The organism is Nostoc sp. ChiQUE02, assembly GCF_034531305.2.
GTDB lineage: Bacteria > Cyanobacteriota > Cyanobacteriia > Cyanobacteriales > Nostocaceae > Nostoc.
The window spans coordinates 66,553-84,003 of the sequence record NZ_JAVRBN020000027.1 but is presented as its reverse complement, the minus strand read 5'-3'; the positions used below and the strand labels follow the sequence as shown (position 1 = coordinate 84,003).

The window sequence follows — 17,451 nt, the reverse complement described above, 5'->3', positions numbered from 1 at the left end:
TCCGTGCATACTTTATTTAGTTTTTTGCCGCGTTAATAAGTATCGCCCCTACCCCCCGCCTTTACCCCGAAAACGGGGAAATGAAAGGAAATCAGGCGACATTAAATGTGTTTAGTACTTTGACAAGATATCTAACCCTTTTATCTTCACTCTAGGATGTTCCCCAGGTCAACTCTCTCACCAATTTTCGTGCCTAGCAGACGCGCTGTTATTATCGAATGCACTCTTGCTTAGAGCGCGATCGTCCTTAGAGGATGTTTTAAAAGTGGTTGGCTGTGATTTTAGGCACTGTCCCCCAATTTATCGGGGGATTTAGGAGGATCTACAACGATTTTGGTTTTGCACACAGATGTGTGTACACCGTAGTTCTCCCTTTGGGAGAGGCTAGCTCTAAAAAGAAGACTCGCATAGGCATCGCAGTTGATCAAAAGCGGGTTTTCCAAGCGAGTACAAGTTGGCGGTTTATATTTGTTGCCTGACTTTGCCTTTCGTATTAAAATTTTGGAGTAATGCTTCATGGTTAATGCAGTCAAACGTTCAATTCGGATATTAAAGATGCGCCCCTGCATGTCTGGTTTCCCATATCACCCTACAGAATTTATCTTCTTCCATTTCCAACCCTTTTTTGCGGTGGGCTGTACTTAGGGTACGTGGGGGCGGGCGATCGCACCTAGGCGATCGCATCACTGGTTAACTATCTGTTAACTATCTACTGGATGCAAAGAATTGACTCCTATGTCATCCTATGATTAGGAGAGTTAATTCAGTGATGTCTTTGGTTTTAGTATTGAAAGGCTTTTTCCTTTTAGTATTTACAGACTTCTCAGAGAAATTAAAATCTCTACACAGTGATGATTTTGGAGAGAATCGATGTCAATTTATGTAGGTAACCTCTCTTATGACGTTACACAAGAGGATTTAAGTGGTATTTTTGCAGAATATGGTACTGTAAAGCGAGTTCAAGTACCTACTGACCGTGAAACAGGTCGTCCGCGAGGCTTTGCTTTTGTGGAAATGGGAACTGAAGCTGAAGAAGCAGCTGCTATTGAAGCTCTCGACGGTGCTGAGTGGATGGGTCGTGACCTGAAAGTAAATAAAGCTAAACCCAAGGAAGATAGAGGTTCCTTTGGTGGTGGTAACCGAGGAGGATACGGCGGTGGCGGCGGTGGACGCAACCGCTACTAACCTTGGAAACAAAAAAATTTACCTAGAGTCTTAAGGTCAGACAAGGAGTCTGTCTTTTTTTTGTAATGTTACTGAAACAGTGCTGTTAGCGGTAACGGGGTGTTTAACCCGTGCCCAGGAAGGAGCGCTCGTCCTTAGTTCAATCCCCTAGATTTATCTATGGGGTTACTCAGCACTCAGCGAGAAGTCAGAGCGGCGGCTTAAGCCGTTGGCGCAGTCCGCCGCAAGCATCTGAACCTCGGTAACTTAGCACTCCTGAAAGCCTGCATAGCCATTGATGAAGTCAACTTAGTAGGAGAAATAATGACCCAAGTAATTGTAGGTGACAATGAACACATTGAGTCAGCCTTACGACGATTTAAGCGAGAAGTTTCCAAGGCTGGAATTTTTCCAGACATGAGAAAGCATCGTCATTTTGAAACGCCTCTAGAAAAACGCAAGCGCAAAGAAGTTGCCAAGCACAGGCAGAGTAAGAGAAGTTTTCGTAATTAAGAACTGACATAGATATAAACGAATGCCCTCATAAAATCTATGAGGGTTTTCCTTTTGCCTATTTTAAAATCATGAAACCTAAAGAAACGCTAAAATCAAGTCAGCCTTTGTATTGTAGCGGTTGTGTCCCACATCACTCAGAGTGCGGTTCACTGCATAAATCCTGATTGTCAACGTCCTTATCCCCAGCCTTGGGGAAACAAATTTTGCAACAGCTGTGGCGCACCGCTAGAGTTGCTAGACCGCTATGTTCCACTTCAGCCGTTGGGGTCGGGAGGATTTGCTCAAATCTACACGGTTTGGGATGAAAAAACTCAAACCGAGAAAGTACTGAAAGTGTTGGTAGAAGATTCACCAAAGGCACTGGAATTATTTACCCAAGAGGCGGCGGTTTTATCTAGTTTGGAGCATCCAGGTGTCCCTACAGTCGATGCTGATGGATATTTTCACGTAAAACTGTTTAATCCCAAACCGCACCAACTGCCTTGTCTGGTAATGGAAAAAATCAATGGGCGGACTTTAGAGGAGATATTAAAAAAGTTTCCCCAAGGCTGTCCAGAGGATTTGGTTTTAAACTGGTTTGCCCAAGCTGTAGAGATTTTACAAGAATTACACAAACGTCAGATTATTCACCGGGATATTAAACCTTCTAATTTAATGCTGGGAACCTCTTCGCCATCTTTAACCCCGCCTCAAGGGCAAACAGAAGGCGATCGCTTGGTACTAATTGATTTTGGCGGAGCAAAACAATTTAGCCCCTCTAAACTGCGTTCTCAGTCTAGTTCCACGCGATTATTTTCTTCTGGCTACAGTCCACCAGAACAAGTGACTGGAGGTGTTGTCGGGCCAGGTGCCGATTTTTATGCTCTTGGTCGAACGGTGATTGAACTACTAACAGGCAAATACCCGCTAGAGTTGGAAGATCAGCAAACTGGGAAATTGCGCTGGCGAACTGCGGTGAATGTCAACCCACAACTAGCAGATTTGCTGGATGAGATGGTGCACGAGGATGTGCGATCGCGTCCGGCAAATGCAGCTATGATTCAAAAACGTTTAGCGAAGATTTCTCAACCATTACCGCCGCCAGGGTTGTTTTCCAAACTGCGAGACAACGTTAAGCAAGCCTCAACGCAAGCGTCCCAGAGATTTACACTGTTAACACAAGCTATTGAACAAGCTTTAGCTAATTTTAGCCAAGCTGTAACCAAAACTTTTGTTTTTATCGTTCAGGCAATCATCAAAATTTTCCAAGGTTGTTTGGCGACGATTTGGGCGATGATCCTGAGTAGTATCGGTGCTTGTTTTGGTGCGATCGCAGGTTTTATTTTGGCCTATCGCACCAGTTTGGGGCGTCTGGTTGTGGAATTTATTGGGAATCAGCTAAACCAATTAGTGCCAAATACTCAACCCGTCTTTGGGGCAGATATTTTGGTATTCGTCGCAGCAGGCTGGGGAACCGCTTGGGGACTGACAGTATCCGGGTGTTTTGGTCAACGGCGGCGGTTTTTAGTGGCGTCCCTGATGGGCATGATTAGCTATGGCTTCGGCTGGTTAATTTTGCAATTAATCACCCCAAAAGACAGCGGCGAGGGCTTAGTGGCAGTGATTTTAGTGGCAGTTTGCCTACTCACCTTGAGTTTAGGACTTCGCAGCCATCACATAGTTTACGGTGTGTTCGCGGCCTTTGGTAGTGCGATCGCCTATGCCGTTTTGATTCTTTTGAGGTTAGCACCTCCGATCTTCCAATTTACCAGTCAACCAGCCTGGTCAGAGTTACAGTTACCTCTGATTTTTTTTGGTTCTGTAGGCTTCTTTATAAGTTTCTGGTTAGGAATGAGTTACTACCTAATTGTCCCTGGATTACGCCTTTTGGGATGGCGGTGAAGAAGGAGGGGGGCAGGGGGCAGGGGGAAAATTTCTCTCATCTGCACCCCGCACTCCGCCCCTCTGCCTCTTGCCCAGTCCTCAGTACCTAAAAACAAGATCCCCCTAGTCGTCTTTTTCATCGAGCTAGGGGGATCACATATGTGGTAGTCTATAATTGGTTCGGTATAGTTCCTTACGACTCGATTCTATAGCCTATATTTCAGTTTGAGTAGTCTTATCACTAGAATTTATAGTATTTTTACAGGTTCTTAATCAATGCTTCATCCCTGTTCTTCCTTAGAGAAGCGGTATATGTAAGTATGACAATACGCACATTGCGTAACTTGTCATTTTTGTGAATATCTGTAAAAAATATGAAACTTAAGATTGCCGCTACCGCCGTCCTGCTAGCTTGTTTTGGGTTTGCAGAGCAGAGCCTTGCGTTAAATCAGCTAGATTTGGATCAATTGAAGGCGACAAGTGCCTGTCCCCGGTGTAATTTGAGTGGTGCTGACCTAACTAAACTCAATCTAACTGGAGCAAATTTACGAGGGGCTGACTTGAGCGGCGCTACATTATCTCAAGCTAATCTCACGAATGCCGATCTTACCGGTGCAAATTTAGAAGGTGCGATTCTGAATTCGGCGAATCTTAGTGGTACTTCCTTAACAGGAGCAAATCTAAAATCAGCATCTCTGGAAAATGCCGATCTATCTTATGCCGGTTTCATTAGCGCCAATTTGGAAGCAGCAAACTTAAAAGATGCCAAATTACAGTTTACTAATTTTCGGGGGGCTAACTACCGACTAACAACTTTAGATAATGGTGTCGTTACCTCTGACAAACCCTATGGCTGGTCGTCAGAGCGTCAAAATACCAGAGAATGTAACGAGTTCAAACCCGAAAATACTCGAGGCACAACCTGCTACTCAAAATAAACTGGGAATTGGCGGCTGGGGACTGGGGAAGAGGCAGCGGGGCGGGGTGCGGGGTGCAGAGGGGCGGGATTTTCCCCCTGCCCCCTGCCCCCCTGCTTCCCCTGCTCCCCCTGCTTGTTATCAACTATCCTTGTATAGCAAAAGCATTTTGTTTATTAACAGTTCTTTATCATGGGAAAAAAGCCTGTAGATTAATTGAATCGATGCTTACCCGTATTAAAGACTTAGCAGCAAAATTAGCGCCCCGCTTAATTGAAATTCGCCGCCATATCCACTCTCACCCAGAACTCAGCGGTCACGAGTACCAAACAGCAGCCTTCGTCGCTGGTGTTTTGTCTTCCAGTGGTCTGCACGTGCAAGAGGGAGTTGGTAAAACAGGCGTCATTGGAGAACTGCAAGGTACTAGCCAAAATGACCGTCTATTGGCAATTCGCACCGATATGGATGCCTTGCCAATTCAAGAGGGTACTAATTTGGAATATGCCTCTCGTGCAGATGGGGTTATGCACGCCTGCGGTCACGATGTCCATACCACAGTGGGATTAGGAACGGCAATGGTGCTGTCCCAAGTGGCAGAGGAGTTGGGTGGGAAAGTGCGGTTTTTATTTCAGCCAGCCGAGGAAATTGCCCAAGGGGCAAGTTGGATGGTGAAAGATGGGGCGATGGAAAACGTTACAGCTTTATTAGGGGTTCATGTTTTCCCTTCTATACCCGCAGGATCTATTGGCGTGCGTTACGGGGCATTGACAGCCGCCGCTGATGATTTAGAGATTCTGATTATGGGAGAATCTGGGCACGGGGCGCGTCCCCATGAGGCGATTGATGCCATTTGGATTGCTTGCCAAGTCATAACTGCACTGCAACAAGCCATCAGCCGGACGCAAAATCCCTTGCGTCCTGTAGTATTGAGCATAGGGAAGATTAATGGTGGCAGAGCGCCGAATGTAATTGCGGATAAAGTGCAGTTATTGGGAACCGTGCGATCGCTCCATCCCGAAACGCGTGCCCATCTCCCAAACTGGATTGAAAATATTGTATCTAATGTTTGCCATACCTACGGGGCAAACTATCAAGTCAATTATCGCCAAGGTGTACCCAGCGTCCAAAATGATTATGCCCTGACGCAATTGTTACAATCAGCCGCAGAAGAAGCTTGGAGTAGCGATCGCGTTCAAGTCTTACCCGAACCCTCCCTTGGTGCTGAAGATTTTTCTATTTATTTGGAACACATCCCCGGTTCTATGTTTCGCTTGGGTGTAGGCTACAAAGAAAGAATTATTAACTACCCATTACACCATCCCCAATTTGAAGTCGATGAATCTGCCATTATCACTGGCGTTGTAACTATGGCTTATGCGGCTTATAAATACTGTCAGCAGAATTGTCAGCAAAATTTTTAAACAAAAACTCCCAGCGCTGATGTGCTGGGAGTTTTTGTTTAACTAACTTTTTTTAGCGGATATAGAAAAGCTGTAAGCATTCTACACATTCGATTCGCTAACAACACCTAGTTTTTGTTGAATTCGGGTCTTAGCGGCTTTGAATTCAGTAGCCAGTTGTTCACTTTGTTCAGTGCTCAAGTTGTTGCGAATGGCAGCAAACATTGTGCTTTCTTCTTGACGAATGTGGTCGCCAACAGCTTCCATAAGCTGTCTAACTCGATCTTTGAATTCAGACGAAGAAGGACTGATAGCCTTAATTTGCTCTAACACCCGCTTCATCTCAGCTTGCTCGTCAAACAATTCTTGGGTGTTATCTTGACCGTAGAAAGGACGTACTCTTGGATAGACTACTTCCTCTTCAGCTTCAGCATGAGCAGTTAGATCCTTGTAAATTTGACCAAAGTACTCTTGGATCTTCTGTGGATTGTCGCTTTGCAGGAGTTCGGTAAATAGGGTATTTACCTTGTTGTGATCGAGGCGGATGACATCTTGGATATTCAGATCCTTTTTGTCACTGGTTTGGGTAACAGCGCTACCTACTACACCACTGACTGCGGCCAAAGCGTCTTGAACACGTGCCCAAATTCCTTGATCTGCGTCTTGTCCAGTGAGTTCACGGACACCCAGAATTTCCAGAATACCTTTGAGTTGTTCTTGGTGAGCGCGGTTCTCAAAGTTAATGGTATTCAAAGGCCCGATTGCTAGTAAAACGTCAGCACCAACTTTTTGAGCAGCCTTATGAACTATCAAGCCACTCATTACTATTTGATGTTTTAGCAATTCATGCTGAGATACTTTTTCATACAGGCTTAACTCAGAACCTTTAAACAATTCACGAGCTTTTTCAATGAATTCTCTAACAGTCTTTTTGGGTTCAGCCTGAATACCATATTGACCAATTACAGTTTCCAGAACGCCAAGATTTTTTTCATCATCATTGATGAAATTTCGGATGCGATCGGCAATTTCGGTATCAAGCCCTTGCGTCAAAAGCAATTGCTCATTTTCGATGGCCAACTGTTGGAGGGCTTTAAGACTTGCCAATTGTATAGCAATAGCATTGCGTTTCGTATCATCTAAAGTAGCTACCATCTGTAGTTCTCCTCGGCAAAGTGTTCATAATTATTACTGATATAACCTTGACATAGAGGTTAGGGATATTTCATCTTTCTTTTGAGTGATCGCGTTCACAACTCTGGGTAGAAAAACAAAAGTTCGCGTTACAGAATAGAAATATCAATTGAAGCGATCGCTGCAATTCATGGTTGCAATTCAAAGCAACCAGTTTAGTATTACATTACAAATTGAAAAGATTACCTATTTTAAAGCAATCTATATCTTTGGAATGAAGATTAACGTCAACAAATTACTTCTTATTTAAGAGGGCAAAATCGTAACCAGTTCCAGTAGAGCAAGACTCACAACGCTCGATTTTGACTAGCAATGCTTCTCCTTGACGCTCACCGGAGGGAGAAAACTGGATCATTCCCGTTGCTCCAGTTGTCGAAAAATTGGGATTAGACAGTACCTTTTGTAACCCTTCGCGGGTGTCGTCTTGTTTCAAGCCAGCAATTATTGCTTGGATTGCATCATAAGCTCCCGCTGTTCTCTGATTCACCCGTGCATTCCAAAGCTGAAGGGCATTTTCTGCAAAGGGATTATCTTTATTAGCATCACGATGCCAATACACAGGTAATACCATTCCTTCGAGATCCTTGCCATTTTGTAAAGCTGTTGCACTATACATATTTTCCGAAGCAAACAGTGGTTTTCTGCCTTTAACTTCTTGTGCTACTTTGGTGGCAAAATATATATTTCTGATTGAGGGCATTAGTAAAAAGCCACTTGCATTTTCTGTTTCTATGGCTTGATCTACAAAAGCTCTAGGGTCAAAATTCTTATCAGCCAAATTGCAAGGCGTACTAATAACGTTGCTACCATATTTTTTGATAGCTTGAGTGTACTGTTCTACAAGTATCTGACTTGATGAGGAGCTTGAATTACTTCTTGAACTACGAAAATCGCCACAAATAGCAACATTTCTTGCTTGTCGAGCAATGTAGCGAGAATGAGTATCTACTAAATTATCATATAGCGGATTTATATGAAAAAAATAGTTCTTTGTGGAACTATTCGGCTGACTATTTACTGAATTGTTATTTAAGTTTTCCTGATTTTCAACTTGATTTGGTCGCTCGACGGGTAAGACTAACACCAAGCGATTTTCACTATAAATTGCGGCGTTACGTCTAACACCTACTGCTGCCACAATGCTCTTGTCTTGAACTAATTCATTATCTAACCGTGTAGCATCTTCTCTATTATCAGCACTTGCAATCACAATTTGCAGCTTTTTCCCATTAATTCCTCCTTGGTTATTAACTTCATTTTGAGCTTGAGCTACACCACGCAAAATTTCTTCTGATAAACTCGGATCAAAGTTAATTGGAGCGATGACAGCAACTTTTAAAGCGCTCGAATTATCTTGTGCAATTTTGGCATTATTTAAATAAATTAAAGTTTCTGGATCGTTAGGATTATTTTTTAGTGAAGCAGTAAACTTTTTAACAGCAGTGGGAAAATCCTTTTCAGCAAAAGCTTTAACTCCATCTGTTTTCTCAGGATACGTTTGCACTTTCACCAAAATCCTTGTACCCAAATTTATTAAGGACGGCTTATTTGTCAATGAAGATGAAGTTGATATGGGGTTTGATGGTGCTATAATGGTAGAAGAGACTTTGCTAATTAACCATAAAATAGCTGCTACCATTACTCCAGCCAGACCGAGAGATATAAGCAGCCTCAAGTTTTCTTTTTTATTTGTCATAAATAATTCCCCAAATTCTACAAAATTTATCTTAAATAAAGAGATTTCTGAAAATTGAGCCAGACCAAGAATTTAAAAATATTTAGAAAGTAATTTGTTTATTATTTCAGACACACCCAAAATAATAACTGTCAATAAGCCTGCAAGAATAACTAGCAATCCTACGAGCAGCAGCCCATTTATACCAGATTTTAGAAGATTATTGGTTAGCAGGTTTCTGAAAATCAAGACAACGAGTAAATTTGCTATTATAGCAATAATAATTAAATAACTTTTTTCCCAAAGTGGGCGAGATTGAATAAAGACTAATCCTCCTAAAATTAGCAGCCACAATCCAGAGCTAATCCAAGTAGTTCCGAGAAAACTTATAAGTGCGATCGCTAAGAAGGAACTACCTGAGCCAGCAATTATTGCTCCAGATAATAATTGACCATTAGAGAATTGGGGTAGATATCGAGTTGATTTGTGTTGATTTTGTGGTTGTGATTTTGCTCGCAGAGTAGGTGGAATGACTGTAGGAGGTAATGTATACCTTAGGGGTGGGAGATTATTCAAGTCTTGTAAGACAGCCTGTGCAGATTGATAACGCTGTTCATGATTTTCTTTTAGTAACTTCTCAAGAATCATCTCTAATTCCTGACTTATCGGTTGCGTTAAATGCTGTCGCCAATTAGAAGTCCAACCATAGCCTTGTTTCATCCACAAACTCGACGGAGAAATATTGGTCAGCAAATGAAAGCAAGTTATTCCTAAACTGTAGATATCACTGGACGGAAAAACTTTACCTACTTGCATTTGTTCTATCGGCGCATAACCTAATGAACCAATAATTGTCCCAAGCGTAGTATTTGTAGGCTCCCTCTTTTGCTTTGCTACCCCAAAATCAATTAGTACTAACTTCCCATCATTTTGACGGCGAATAATATTTTCTGGCTTAATATCTCGGTGAATTACCTGCTGTTGATGTATTGCTACCAACACAGATAATAAATCATTTAAAAAATCTCGAATCTTGGCTTCATCAAAAACCCCCTGCTGTTTTAACTCCTGCGACAAATTTTGTCCTTCGATAAACTGCTGCACCAAATACAGATATTCACCTTCCTTAAAATACCCATACAAATTGGGAATTTGAACATGTTCCCCTAGCTCTTTGAGACGTTTAGCCTCTTGTTCAAACAACTCAGTTGCTTTTTTATGTGCTTGACTACCCTGAATGCCATAAAATTGACTTAGAACTAGCTGCTTGACAACACATCGTTCATTGAGCTTGTCTATATCTTCTGCGATATATGTGCGTGCAAACCCTCCTCTTCCTAATGGTGAGATTATCCGATAACGATTTCTCAGTAGCGCTACCAACTCAGTACCGCAACTGAGGCAGAAATTTGCCCCGTCAGGATTTTGGGGATTCTCGCAATTAGGATTTAGGCAGCAGACCATATAATTATCGCTGTCATTTGCTTAATTTTTAGAATATAGCTTAGATTCACTGGTGTCAGGCGATCGCTAACTTTACAGAGCTTGTTTTGAGCCGGCTAAAAAATTGAGTGCTGCAACCTCTTGTGAACTTGTGTTTTAAGCCCTACTTCTAATATACAGATTCGGTGTCTTGCAATCAGTGTAGGTATGTCCCTTGCCTGACCTCCTGCCTTTTTTACTTAGAGTCCATCAGCTGCTGTAAAACTGCTTTTGCTCCGATTTCAGACGATGCGGGATTTTGACCAGTGATCAAATTGCGATCGCTTACTATATAGGGTTGCCAGTCATCGTTTTTGGAATACTGACCGCCGTTCTTTTTCAACTCGTCTTCCACCAGAAACGGCACGATGTTTGTCAGTCCAACCGCCGCTTCCTCGGTATTTGCAAAGCCAGTGACGGACTTGCCTTGCACAAGAGGAACGCCATCAGGTGCTTTAGTATGACGAAACACGCCAGGAGCATGACAAACGGCGGCTACAGGTTTTCCAGCTACATAGAAGGCTTCAATTAACGCAATGGAATTGGCATCCTCAGCCAGATCCCACAAAGGGCCGTGACCGCCGGGATAGAACACAGCATCATAATCGGCAGCAGAGACACTCGCCAGCTTTAAGGTGTTGGCTAAAAGAGTTTGAGAATCTGGATCTTGCTTGAAGCGGAGGGTTGCCTTGGTTTGAGCATCCGGCTCGTCACTTTTAGGGTCAAGCGGCGGTTGCCCACCCTTGGGAGAAGCCAGGGTAATATCGGCACCTGCATCTTTGAAGACATAGTAAGGAGCAGCAAACTCTTCTAACCAAAATCCGGTTTTTTTACCTGTGTTGCCAAGCTGGTCGTGGGAGGTCAATACCATCAGAATTTTCATTGTCGCCTCTGTTGTTGATTTCGTTTAAAATGTCCGCTCTAGGGACTTCCAGATAAAAAATAATTAATCGCGGGGGAGAAGGGGAGAAGGGGAGCAGGGGAGGCAGGGGAGGCAGAGGGAGCAGGGGGAGAAGATATATGATAGTCGTCTTGGATGGAGGAATTGAGTAATTTAATTTTTGGAGTTTCGCTACAGCACCGATCGCAGATGCACTTAATTCTAGGGGCGATCGCATTTAAGCAGAGCCAATACTGATTAACCCAGTTGTTTCGCCGCCTGTACCGCCATGACAATTCTTGTCAGCATTTCGATACAAGCATCGTACCAGATTTCCAACTCTTCAGGCGTGATTCGTCCCTGCGCCTCAACTGTTGTTGCTTCAGTCATAACCTGACCAGGACTGTAGTTGAACTTCAGGCAAGATTTTTCATTGCCTGAGAATCTTAGCTTTAACTTACGGTGTTCTGATAGCCTTTTCCGTTGACTTATGACTCTTGACTCCTGCCCAAACGGTAAGTGGCTGTCCGACTTGCTTGTACAACAAACTTTCTAGAATCACACCATTGTTGTTGGCGGTAAGAGTTTTATTCGGCTGACGCATAGACTCATAAAAGCCGTTGTACCAGCCATCTTTTGATTTGAGGTTGCTTTGAACGAAATCAAATAACTGGCGGGTATAAGCAGTATTATAAAGTACATGCCAGCCGATCGCAGCTTTGCTACTGAGGAATCGCAAATTGTTATGCTGTTGTCTGGTATCTGTAATTGTTGCCCAAGATTCTCCATTAACAAACAGACTGCTGTAAACGAAATATGGAGGGCGATCTAAATTATCTTCGGTGACGGCGGTTAATTGTTTTGTCGCTTCATAACGCGCTGCTTGAGCAGCTAAAATCCGATCGGCGTATGCTTTAGGCAAAGCTTGAAATCCTGTTTCGATACCATCTAAAATATAGGGTTCGCTAAGAACGTAGTTATTGGCTCCAGAGTTTTTATAATCACGTTTGTCGTAAGGAATTCCCTGTCCGTAAAGATCGACAAAGGCAGCATGGGACTGATAATCTAAGGCTTTATTAACATCCAAGCCCCATAATTTCAGACCATAAGCAGCATAATTCTCATAGCCCAAGCGACCTTCTTGATTGTATTGTTCTTTGCCTTTGATGACGGCGGTACCGTACATTCTGCCATTTTTGGTCAGACGCTTGACTTGCCAATGTTTCCAAACTGCTTCTGTTTCTAGTCGCATTTCTGGATACTTTGCCCCAACAATTTTTAACCAGATTGCCATCCGCCCTAAATCAATCGCTGACCAACCAATTTCTTCCCGTTTTTCTAGTTGACCATAATTAACTGGTACAAGAGTTTTAGCGTTGTAAACCTTGTTGGGTAGTTCCCCTTTGTATAAGGGTATTGAGACCAGAGTTTTCAACATTTTGCTCATTTTGGCTTCAAATTCAGCCGCAGGCACGATATTGAGTTCTCTAGCACTGACCAAGGCTGCGATCGCTGCTGTCTGATCCCACATACTTACAGAAGCAAAGCCATCAACGGAATTGACCAAGCCAGTTTCATCATTCCAGTTGCGCTGGAAGTATGACCAAGCCTGACGGGCAGTTGTCGTTTCCTCTGAAGTTAGTTTTCCAACTCCAGGAGCAATATAGGGAATTATGGCTACTGTTAGTTGGTTTTTAGGAATCGGTTGACCTGGCAAAACTACAGATTTAGCATCAAGGCTGGCAACTATTTCAGCTTCTTTAGGGTCAGAGACAGGGAGTTGGGGTTTTTCCGGTTGTACTAACTGCTGTGAGGCAGTTTGAGATGTTGATATTTCAGGTTTTTCTATCGCAGTCTTGGAAAGTTGCTTAGACCAAACATTTAAAATTGCGATCGCGATCGCAGCGGTAACCACTCCTCCTACAGAAGCTAGTATGGACAAGCTCTTAGGTGGCGGTTGAAAATCAGAACTCATACCGATTAAAGCCTTATTTTGTAAGTTAGGGTTATTTGCGTAGTTTCACCAAATACATTCTTCCCAACTTTGAAATCTAACTAACACCCAGAAGTCCACCTGACTATTACAATAAAATAGTCACGCACCCAATCTCTGGAGTTCTAGCAGTGGGCTTATTTGATGATTTGAGTCGGTTTTTAGAAAACCGTTTAGAAGAATTCTTGCGTAACAATCCACATTTGGAGTTAGAGGCGCTGCTAGAACAGCTGCGTGAGCAAGAAGAAGACACATTAAAGCTGATCGCAGATTTAAAATTACAAGAGAAGCGATCGCAAGAAGAAATTCTGTCCACCGCGCAAGAAATTCAGCGTTGGCATATCCGCATTCAAAAAGCCAAAAACGCTAATAGAGAGGATTTGGCAGCGGCGGCGGGTGAGCGAGAAGCAGCCCTGTTGCGCGAAGGAAATCAGCGCTGGGGACACATGCAAGGGCTGAAAGAACGGATTAACCAATCTCAGGAACTACTACAAAAAATTCAGCAGCGGCGACAGGAGGTGCAAGCTAAAGCGGCCGAAGCACAGACAGCCCGTGCTAAAGCTCAAACCCAGCAGCGTTTTGAAACCATTGGCTGGTCGAATCGAACTAGCAGTTCTTCTAGTGGTTTTGATGACTTAGAAGAGAAGTTCCGTAGCTGGGAAACTCAGGATGAATTAGAACAAATGAAGCGGAATATGCAGAAGTAGCGCGTATTGGCTAAAATACGCCGAAGTAACAAATGCGTTCGCCGAAGTAACAAATGCGATCGCCGAAATAACAAATGCGATCGCAAAAGCAGCAAATGAGTTCGCAAAAGCAGCAAATGCGAACGCAAAAGCAACAAATGCGAACGCAAAAGCAACAAATGCGAACACCAAAGTAACAAATGCGATCGCAAAAGCAACAAATGCGATCGCAAAAATAACAAATGCGATCGCCAGAAATAGCCTACTCACTTGGTTTTTCGCGTCAGTTTTACCCCACCCTAACCCTCCCCTTGGAAAGGGGAGGGAACAAGATTTCTTATTTCCCCCCTTTACAAGGGGGGATTAAGGGGGGTAATAATGTGATTAAAATCACAGCCAACTACTTTTCAAACAACTTCTTAAGCTGAGTGAGCGCTAAAAACGAAAAATCAAAGTTTTCAGGCACATTTTACAAGAAGAATTAGGGATTTTTAGAATAGTAGGATAGGTTCATTGTGTTGCTCATGGAAAAAGCAACAGTTACAGGTAATCAGGATTATCCCGTCCTTGAATCAGTTGTAAAATTCGCACGGCGACTGACAAAGCTAATAAGCATGTAGTATGTATATAAACTATATATCCCAAGCAATATGAGTGCAGAGTTATTAACTATTGCTGGCTCAGTAGGAAAAGCAGTATTTCCAGAAATTGTTAAGAAAATCAATAGTGCATTAAATCCTACAGACTTAGAAAAAGCTTTGAAAGCAGGCGTACAATCCGCTGAGGAGTGGGATTCCGATCGAGATTTTCATCAACATTTATTTTTTCATTGTACGCCAAAGGATGCGAGAGAACTTTTAGAGAGGTTTTTCAAAGATACAGGAGTTCAAGAAGAATTACAGAAGCCTTTTACAGAGAAGACAACCCTCAATCTACAAATTTTAATTAAAATCTTCGACAAAATAAAATCAGAAAAGCCAAACTTAGAGTTTCGCAATGAGAGTATTGAATCTTGGCTGAAAAAGTTTATAGATGCTTATTTTGAACACACCAATACATATTTAAAGTTTCAAATTGCTAAATCAGATTATCTCAAACAACTGTCACGCTATTTTGATGGTGTTGAATTTGTCGGAATAAAGGTAAAAACAAAAGAAGAAGAGAAATTTGCTAAACTACTACAAATTTTTGTAATGCCTAATGTGGTTGAGCAGGTGGAAGTTAGAGCAAGCACAGGTTTAAAATTAAATCTAGATTTTGCTTTGGAAGAGACAGCCAGCCAGCAACGCCAGCAAATTTTACTTTGGGAGCAACAAAGTAGTGGCAAGAAATTTTCAGCCAAAGAACTGCTGAAAGAAAGTACACGCAATAAATTTGTTGTGTTGGGAGAACCAGGAATTGGTAAAACAACTTTGATGAGTTACTTTGCTGTGATGCTGGCTGAACAGCAGACTGAAAAACTCGGTTTATCAGCAGACTTAGAGTTACTGCCAATTTTGATTAGAATTAGAGACTTAGGCAAAGCTCCAACAAAAAATATTTTAGAATATGTACGCAATTTCGCCAATAGTATTCATGTTAAAGAATTGCCCAAAGGTTTCTTTGAACATTGGTTAGAAGATGGGAGAGCTTTAATTTTACTTGATGGCTTAGATGAAATCGCTAAACCAAGCGATCGCTATGAATTTGTAAAGATAATTCACAGCTTTCTCGGACAATATTCTCAAAATCGGGCAATTATAACTTCGCGTCCAGCAGGTTATAATCGAGGATTTTTTGGTACAGATGAATTCCCTCATTATCAGCTAGAAAAATTTGATGATAGTCAAATTGATTTATTTATTCAGCAATGGTATAACAGCAGACTGCCAAACAACCCAGAAAAAGCACAACAGCTTCAAGAAAGTTTAAAAAAAGCATTAGCAGCACAAGAACGCATCAAATTATTAGCACGCAATCCTTTACTACTGACAATTATTGCTTTGATACATCGCTATGAGGCACGTTTGCCGAGATACCGATATGAACTCTATAAACAGGCAGTTGATACGTTATTGATTAACTGGGATGTCAACAAGGGTATTGAGTCTTGGAATCTGGAGTATATTAAATTAGACGATATCAAAATATTGATGCAACACCTTGCTTACTGGATTCACTCTCAAGGGGAAACTGGCGATAAAGAAGGTGGTACGCTGATTGATAGAGATGAGGTAATTACGCAATTAAGCAAATATATTTGTGAATGTAATTATCAAGTTCAGAAACATCAAGCTGAAGCCGAAGCAGAACGCTTAGTTGACCATATTACAGAACGCTGTGGTTTATTAAACGAACAAGGTCAAGATAGATATGCCTTTGTGCATAAGACTTTTCAGGAATATTTGGCAGGTGAAGAAATACGCGATCGCCAATCAGAAGATTTTAACGAAGTACTAAATCACATTCGAGATTATCTACACAATTCCCACTGGCGAGAGGTGTTGTTGCTGTTAATAGCTCAACAAAATCAAAATAACTCGAAAAAAATCATTGAAGCAATTCTGCAACAAGAGACTCTTTATGAAGAATGGCTGTACCGCAATCTTTTATTTGCAGGTACTTGTTTAGCTGAAGATTTAAAATTATCTGATGGCAAATTGATTACAGATATTTTGCAGAAATTAGTTGAGCTTGAAGTTAGCAATTCTCAGCAAGTAGGTAGGGAAGTTAAATCACAGGTTTTTCAAATTATTTGCAATTTAAATGAAACCCGGTTTCAAGCTCAAGCACTAGAACAGTTAAAAGCATCAGCAGATTTGATAAATAAAGGGCGACTGCGAGAATATCGGGCAGCTTTAGGTGAACATCAGGAAGTATTGGCAGAACTGCTGGGTTTACTCAAAGATGAGAGTGCGAGTGTGCGTTACTCCACTGCTTTAGCATTGGGCAACTTGGGCAACGCCCCGCCACAGGTAGTTGAAGCACTGCTGGGTTTACTCAAAGATGAGAGTGCAAGTGTGTGTAGCTCTGCTGCTTCTGCATTGGGCAACTTGGGCAACGCCTTGCCACAGGTAGTTGAAGCACTGCTGGGTTTACTCAAAGATGAGAGTGAGAGTGTGCGTTACTCTGCTGCTTCTATATTGGGCAATTTGGGCAACGCCTCACCACAGGTAGTTGAAGCACTGCTGGGTTTACTCAAAGATGAGAGTGAGAGTGTGCGTAGTTCTGCTGCTGTTGCATTGGGCAAGTTAGGCAACCCCTTGCCACAGGTAGTTGAAGCACTGCTGGATTTATTCAAAGATGAGACTGAGATTGTGAGTTACTCTGCTGCTTCTGTATTGGGCAACTTGGGCAACGCCCCGCCACAGGTAGTTGAAGCACTGCTGGGTTTACTCAAAGATGAGAGTGAGATTGTGCGTTACTCTGCTGCTGTTGCATTGGGCAACTTGGGCAACGCCTCGCCACAGGTAGTTGAAGCACTGCTGGGTTTACTCAAAGATGAGAGTGAGATTGTGCGTTACTCTGCTGCTTTTGCATTACGCAAGTTGGGCAAAAACTCCAGCAATGTTACTGCTACTGTCGCCGAATGGATTTTACAACACCGGGATTCAGAATATGTAGGCAGTGGAATTGATGCGCTGTGGAATTTGGTAGTAACAAAAGAATAATTTTTGTTTTTTCACTGTAAGTCCCTAAAGA

The 17,451-nt window shown here is 42.4% G+C and carries 14 protein-coding genes; 7 read left to right on the top strand and 7 right to left on the bottom strand.

Annotation, left to right across the window (positions count from 1 at the left end):
- Positions 1-870 precede the first annotated feature (870 nt).
- From RM347_RS24325 to RM347_RS24305, 5 genes are all read left to right on the top strand, one after another.
- A complete protein-coding gene (locus tag RM347_RS24325) occupies positions 871-1,185 on the top strand; it encodes an RNA recognition motif domain-containing protein (RefSeq protein ID WP_322715695.1) in 315 nt (104 codons plus the stop codon).
- 303 nt (positions 1,186-1,488) lie between these two features.
- A complete protein-coding gene (gene rpsU / locus RM347_RS24320) occupies positions 1,489-1,677 on the top strand; it encodes a 30S ribosomal protein S21 (RefSeq protein ID WP_012407716.1) in 189 nt (62 codons plus the stop codon).
- 123 nt (positions 1,678-1,800) lie between these two features.
- Positions 1,801-3,561: a serine/threonine protein kinase gene (locus RM347_RS24315; protein ID WP_322715694.1), complete on the top strand. Its 1,761-nt coding sequence runs from the start codon at positions 1,801-1,803 to the stop codon at positions 3,559-3,561.
- Positions 3,562-3,917: 356 nt separating this feature from the next.
- On the top strand, positions 3,918-4,481 hold the full coding sequence (locus RM347_RS24310; protein WP_322715693.1) for a pentapeptide repeat-containing protein: 564 nt from the start codon (positions 3,918-3,920) through the stop codon (positions 4,479-4,481).
- A 203-nt stretch (positions 4,482-4,684) separates the two neighbouring features.
- Complete coding sequence (locus tag RM347_RS24305) at positions 4,685-5,881, top strand: M20 family metallopeptidase (protein ID WP_322715692.1); 1,197 nt, start codon at positions 4,685-4,687, stop codon at positions 5,879-5,881.
- A gap of 81 nt (positions 5,882-5,962) precedes the next feature.
- Here the strand turns inward: RM347_RS24305 and RM347_RS24300 are convergent, their stop codons facing one another.
- The 6 genes from RM347_RS24300 to RM347_RS24275 form a co-directional block, all read right to left on the bottom strand.
- On the bottom strand, positions 5,963-7,015 hold the full coding sequence (locus RM347_RS24300) for a hemerythrin domain-containing protein (RefSeq protein ID WP_322715691.1): 1,053 nt from the start codon (positions 7,013-7,015) through the stop codon (positions 5,963-5,965).
- A gap of 274 nt (positions 7,016-7,289) precedes the next feature.
- Positions 7,290-8,750: an ABC transporter substrate-binding protein gene (locus RM347_RS24295; protein ID WP_322715690.1), complete on the bottom strand. Its 1,461-nt coding sequence runs from the start codon at positions 8,748-8,750 to the stop codon at positions 7,290-7,292.
- A gap of 72 nt (positions 8,751-8,822) precedes the next feature.
- A complete protein-coding gene (locus RM347_RS24290; protein ID WP_322715689.1) occupies positions 8,823-10,193 on the bottom strand; it encodes a serine/threonine-protein kinase in 1,371 nt (456 codons plus the stop codon).
- A gap of 214 nt (positions 10,194-10,407) precedes the next feature.
- The gene (locus RM347_RS24285; protein ID WP_322715688.1) at positions 10,408-11,082 is read right to left on the bottom strand and encodes a type 1 glutamine amidotransferase domain-containing protein; all 675 of its coding nucleotides are present in this window, start codon (positions 11,080-11,082) and stop codon (positions 10,408-10,410) included.
- Between the two features lie 267 nt (positions 11,083-11,349).
- On the bottom strand, positions 11,350-11,481 hold the full coding sequence (locus RM347_RS24280) for a hypothetical protein (RefSeq protein ID WP_322715687.1): 132 nt from the start codon (positions 11,479-11,481) through the stop codon (positions 11,350-11,352).
- Positions 11,482-11,548: 67 nt separating this feature from the next.
- A complete protein-coding gene (locus RM347_RS24275) occupies positions 11,549-13,066 on the bottom strand; it encodes a DUF3131 domain-containing protein (protein ID WP_322715686.1) in 1,518 nt (505 codons plus the stop codon).
- Positions 13,067-13,215: 149 nt separating this feature from the next.
- Between RM347_RS24275 and RM347_RS24270 the strand changes: the two genes are divergently transcribed.
- The gene (locus tag RM347_RS24270) at positions 13,216-13,791 is read left to right on the top strand and encodes a TIGR04376 family protein (RefSeq protein ID WP_322715685.1); all 576 of its coding nucleotides are present in this window, start codon (positions 13,216-13,218) and stop codon (positions 13,789-13,791) included.
- On the opposite strand, the gene RM347_RS24265 is transcribed toward RM347_RS24270, so the two are convergent.
- On the bottom strand, positions 13,759-14,040 hold the full coding sequence (locus RM347_RS24265) for a hypothetical protein (protein WP_428850603.1): 282 nt from the start codon (positions 14,038-14,040) through the stop codon (positions 13,759-13,761). The genes RM347_RS24270 and RM347_RS24265 overlap by 33 nt on opposite strands.
- Before the next feature lie 380 nt (positions 14,041-14,420).
- Here RM347_RS24265 and RM347_RS24260 point away from each other — a divergent pair, with 380 nt between their 5' ends.
- Positions 14,421-17,420, top strand: coding sequence for an NACHT domain-containing protein (locus RM347_RS24260; RefSeq protein ID WP_322715683.1), 3,000 nt, complete (start codon positions 14,421-14,423; stop codon positions 17,418-17,420).
- Positions 17,421-17,451 lie beyond the last annotated feature (31 nt).

Bases quoted from the DNA above. Each gene is read 5' to 3' on its own strand.
- RM347_RS24290 (WP_322715689.1), bottom strand. From the start codon at position 10,193: ATGGTCTGCTGCCTAAATCCTAATTGCGAGAATCCCCAAAATCCTGAC.
- RM347_RS24285 (WP_322715688.1), bottom strand. From the start codon at position 11,082: ATGGTATTGACCTCCCACGACCAGCTTGGCAACACAGGTAAAAAAACC.
- RM347_RS24325 (WP_322715695.1), top strand. From the start codon at position 871: ATGTCAATTTATGTAGGTAACCTCTCTTATGACGTTACACAAGAGGAT.
- RM347_RS24260 (WP_322715683.1), top strand. From the start codon at position 14,421: ATGAGTGCAGAGTTATTAACTATTGCTGGCTCAGTAGGAAAAGCAGTA.
- RM347_RS24280 (WP_322715687.1), bottom strand. From the start codon at position 11,481: ATGACTGAAGCAACAACAGTTGAGGCGCAGGGACGAATCACGCCTGAA.
- RM347_RS24310 (WP_322715693.1), top strand. From the start codon at position 3,918: ATGAAACTTAAGATTGCCGCTACCGCCGTCCTGCTAGCTTGTTTTGGG.
- rpsU (WP_012407716.1), top strand. From the start codon at position 1,489: ATGACCCAAGTAATTGTAGGTGACAATGAACACATTGAGTCAGCCTTA.
- RM347_RS24300 (WP_322715691.1), bottom strand. From the start codon at position 7,015: ATGGTAGCTACTTTAGATGATACGAAACGCAATGCTATTGCTATACAA.
- RM347_RS24305 (WP_322715692.1), top strand. From the start codon at position 4,685: ATGCTTACCCGTATTAAAGACTTAGCAGCAAAATTAGCGCCCCGCTTA.
- RM347_RS24275 (WP_322715686.1), bottom strand. From the start codon at position 13,066: ATGAGTTCTGATTTTCAACCGCCACCTAAGAGCTTGTCCATACTAGCT.
- RM347_RS24295 (WP_322715690.1), bottom strand. From the start codon at position 8,750: ATGACAAATAAAAAAGAAAACTTGAGGCTGCTTATATCTCTCGGTCTG.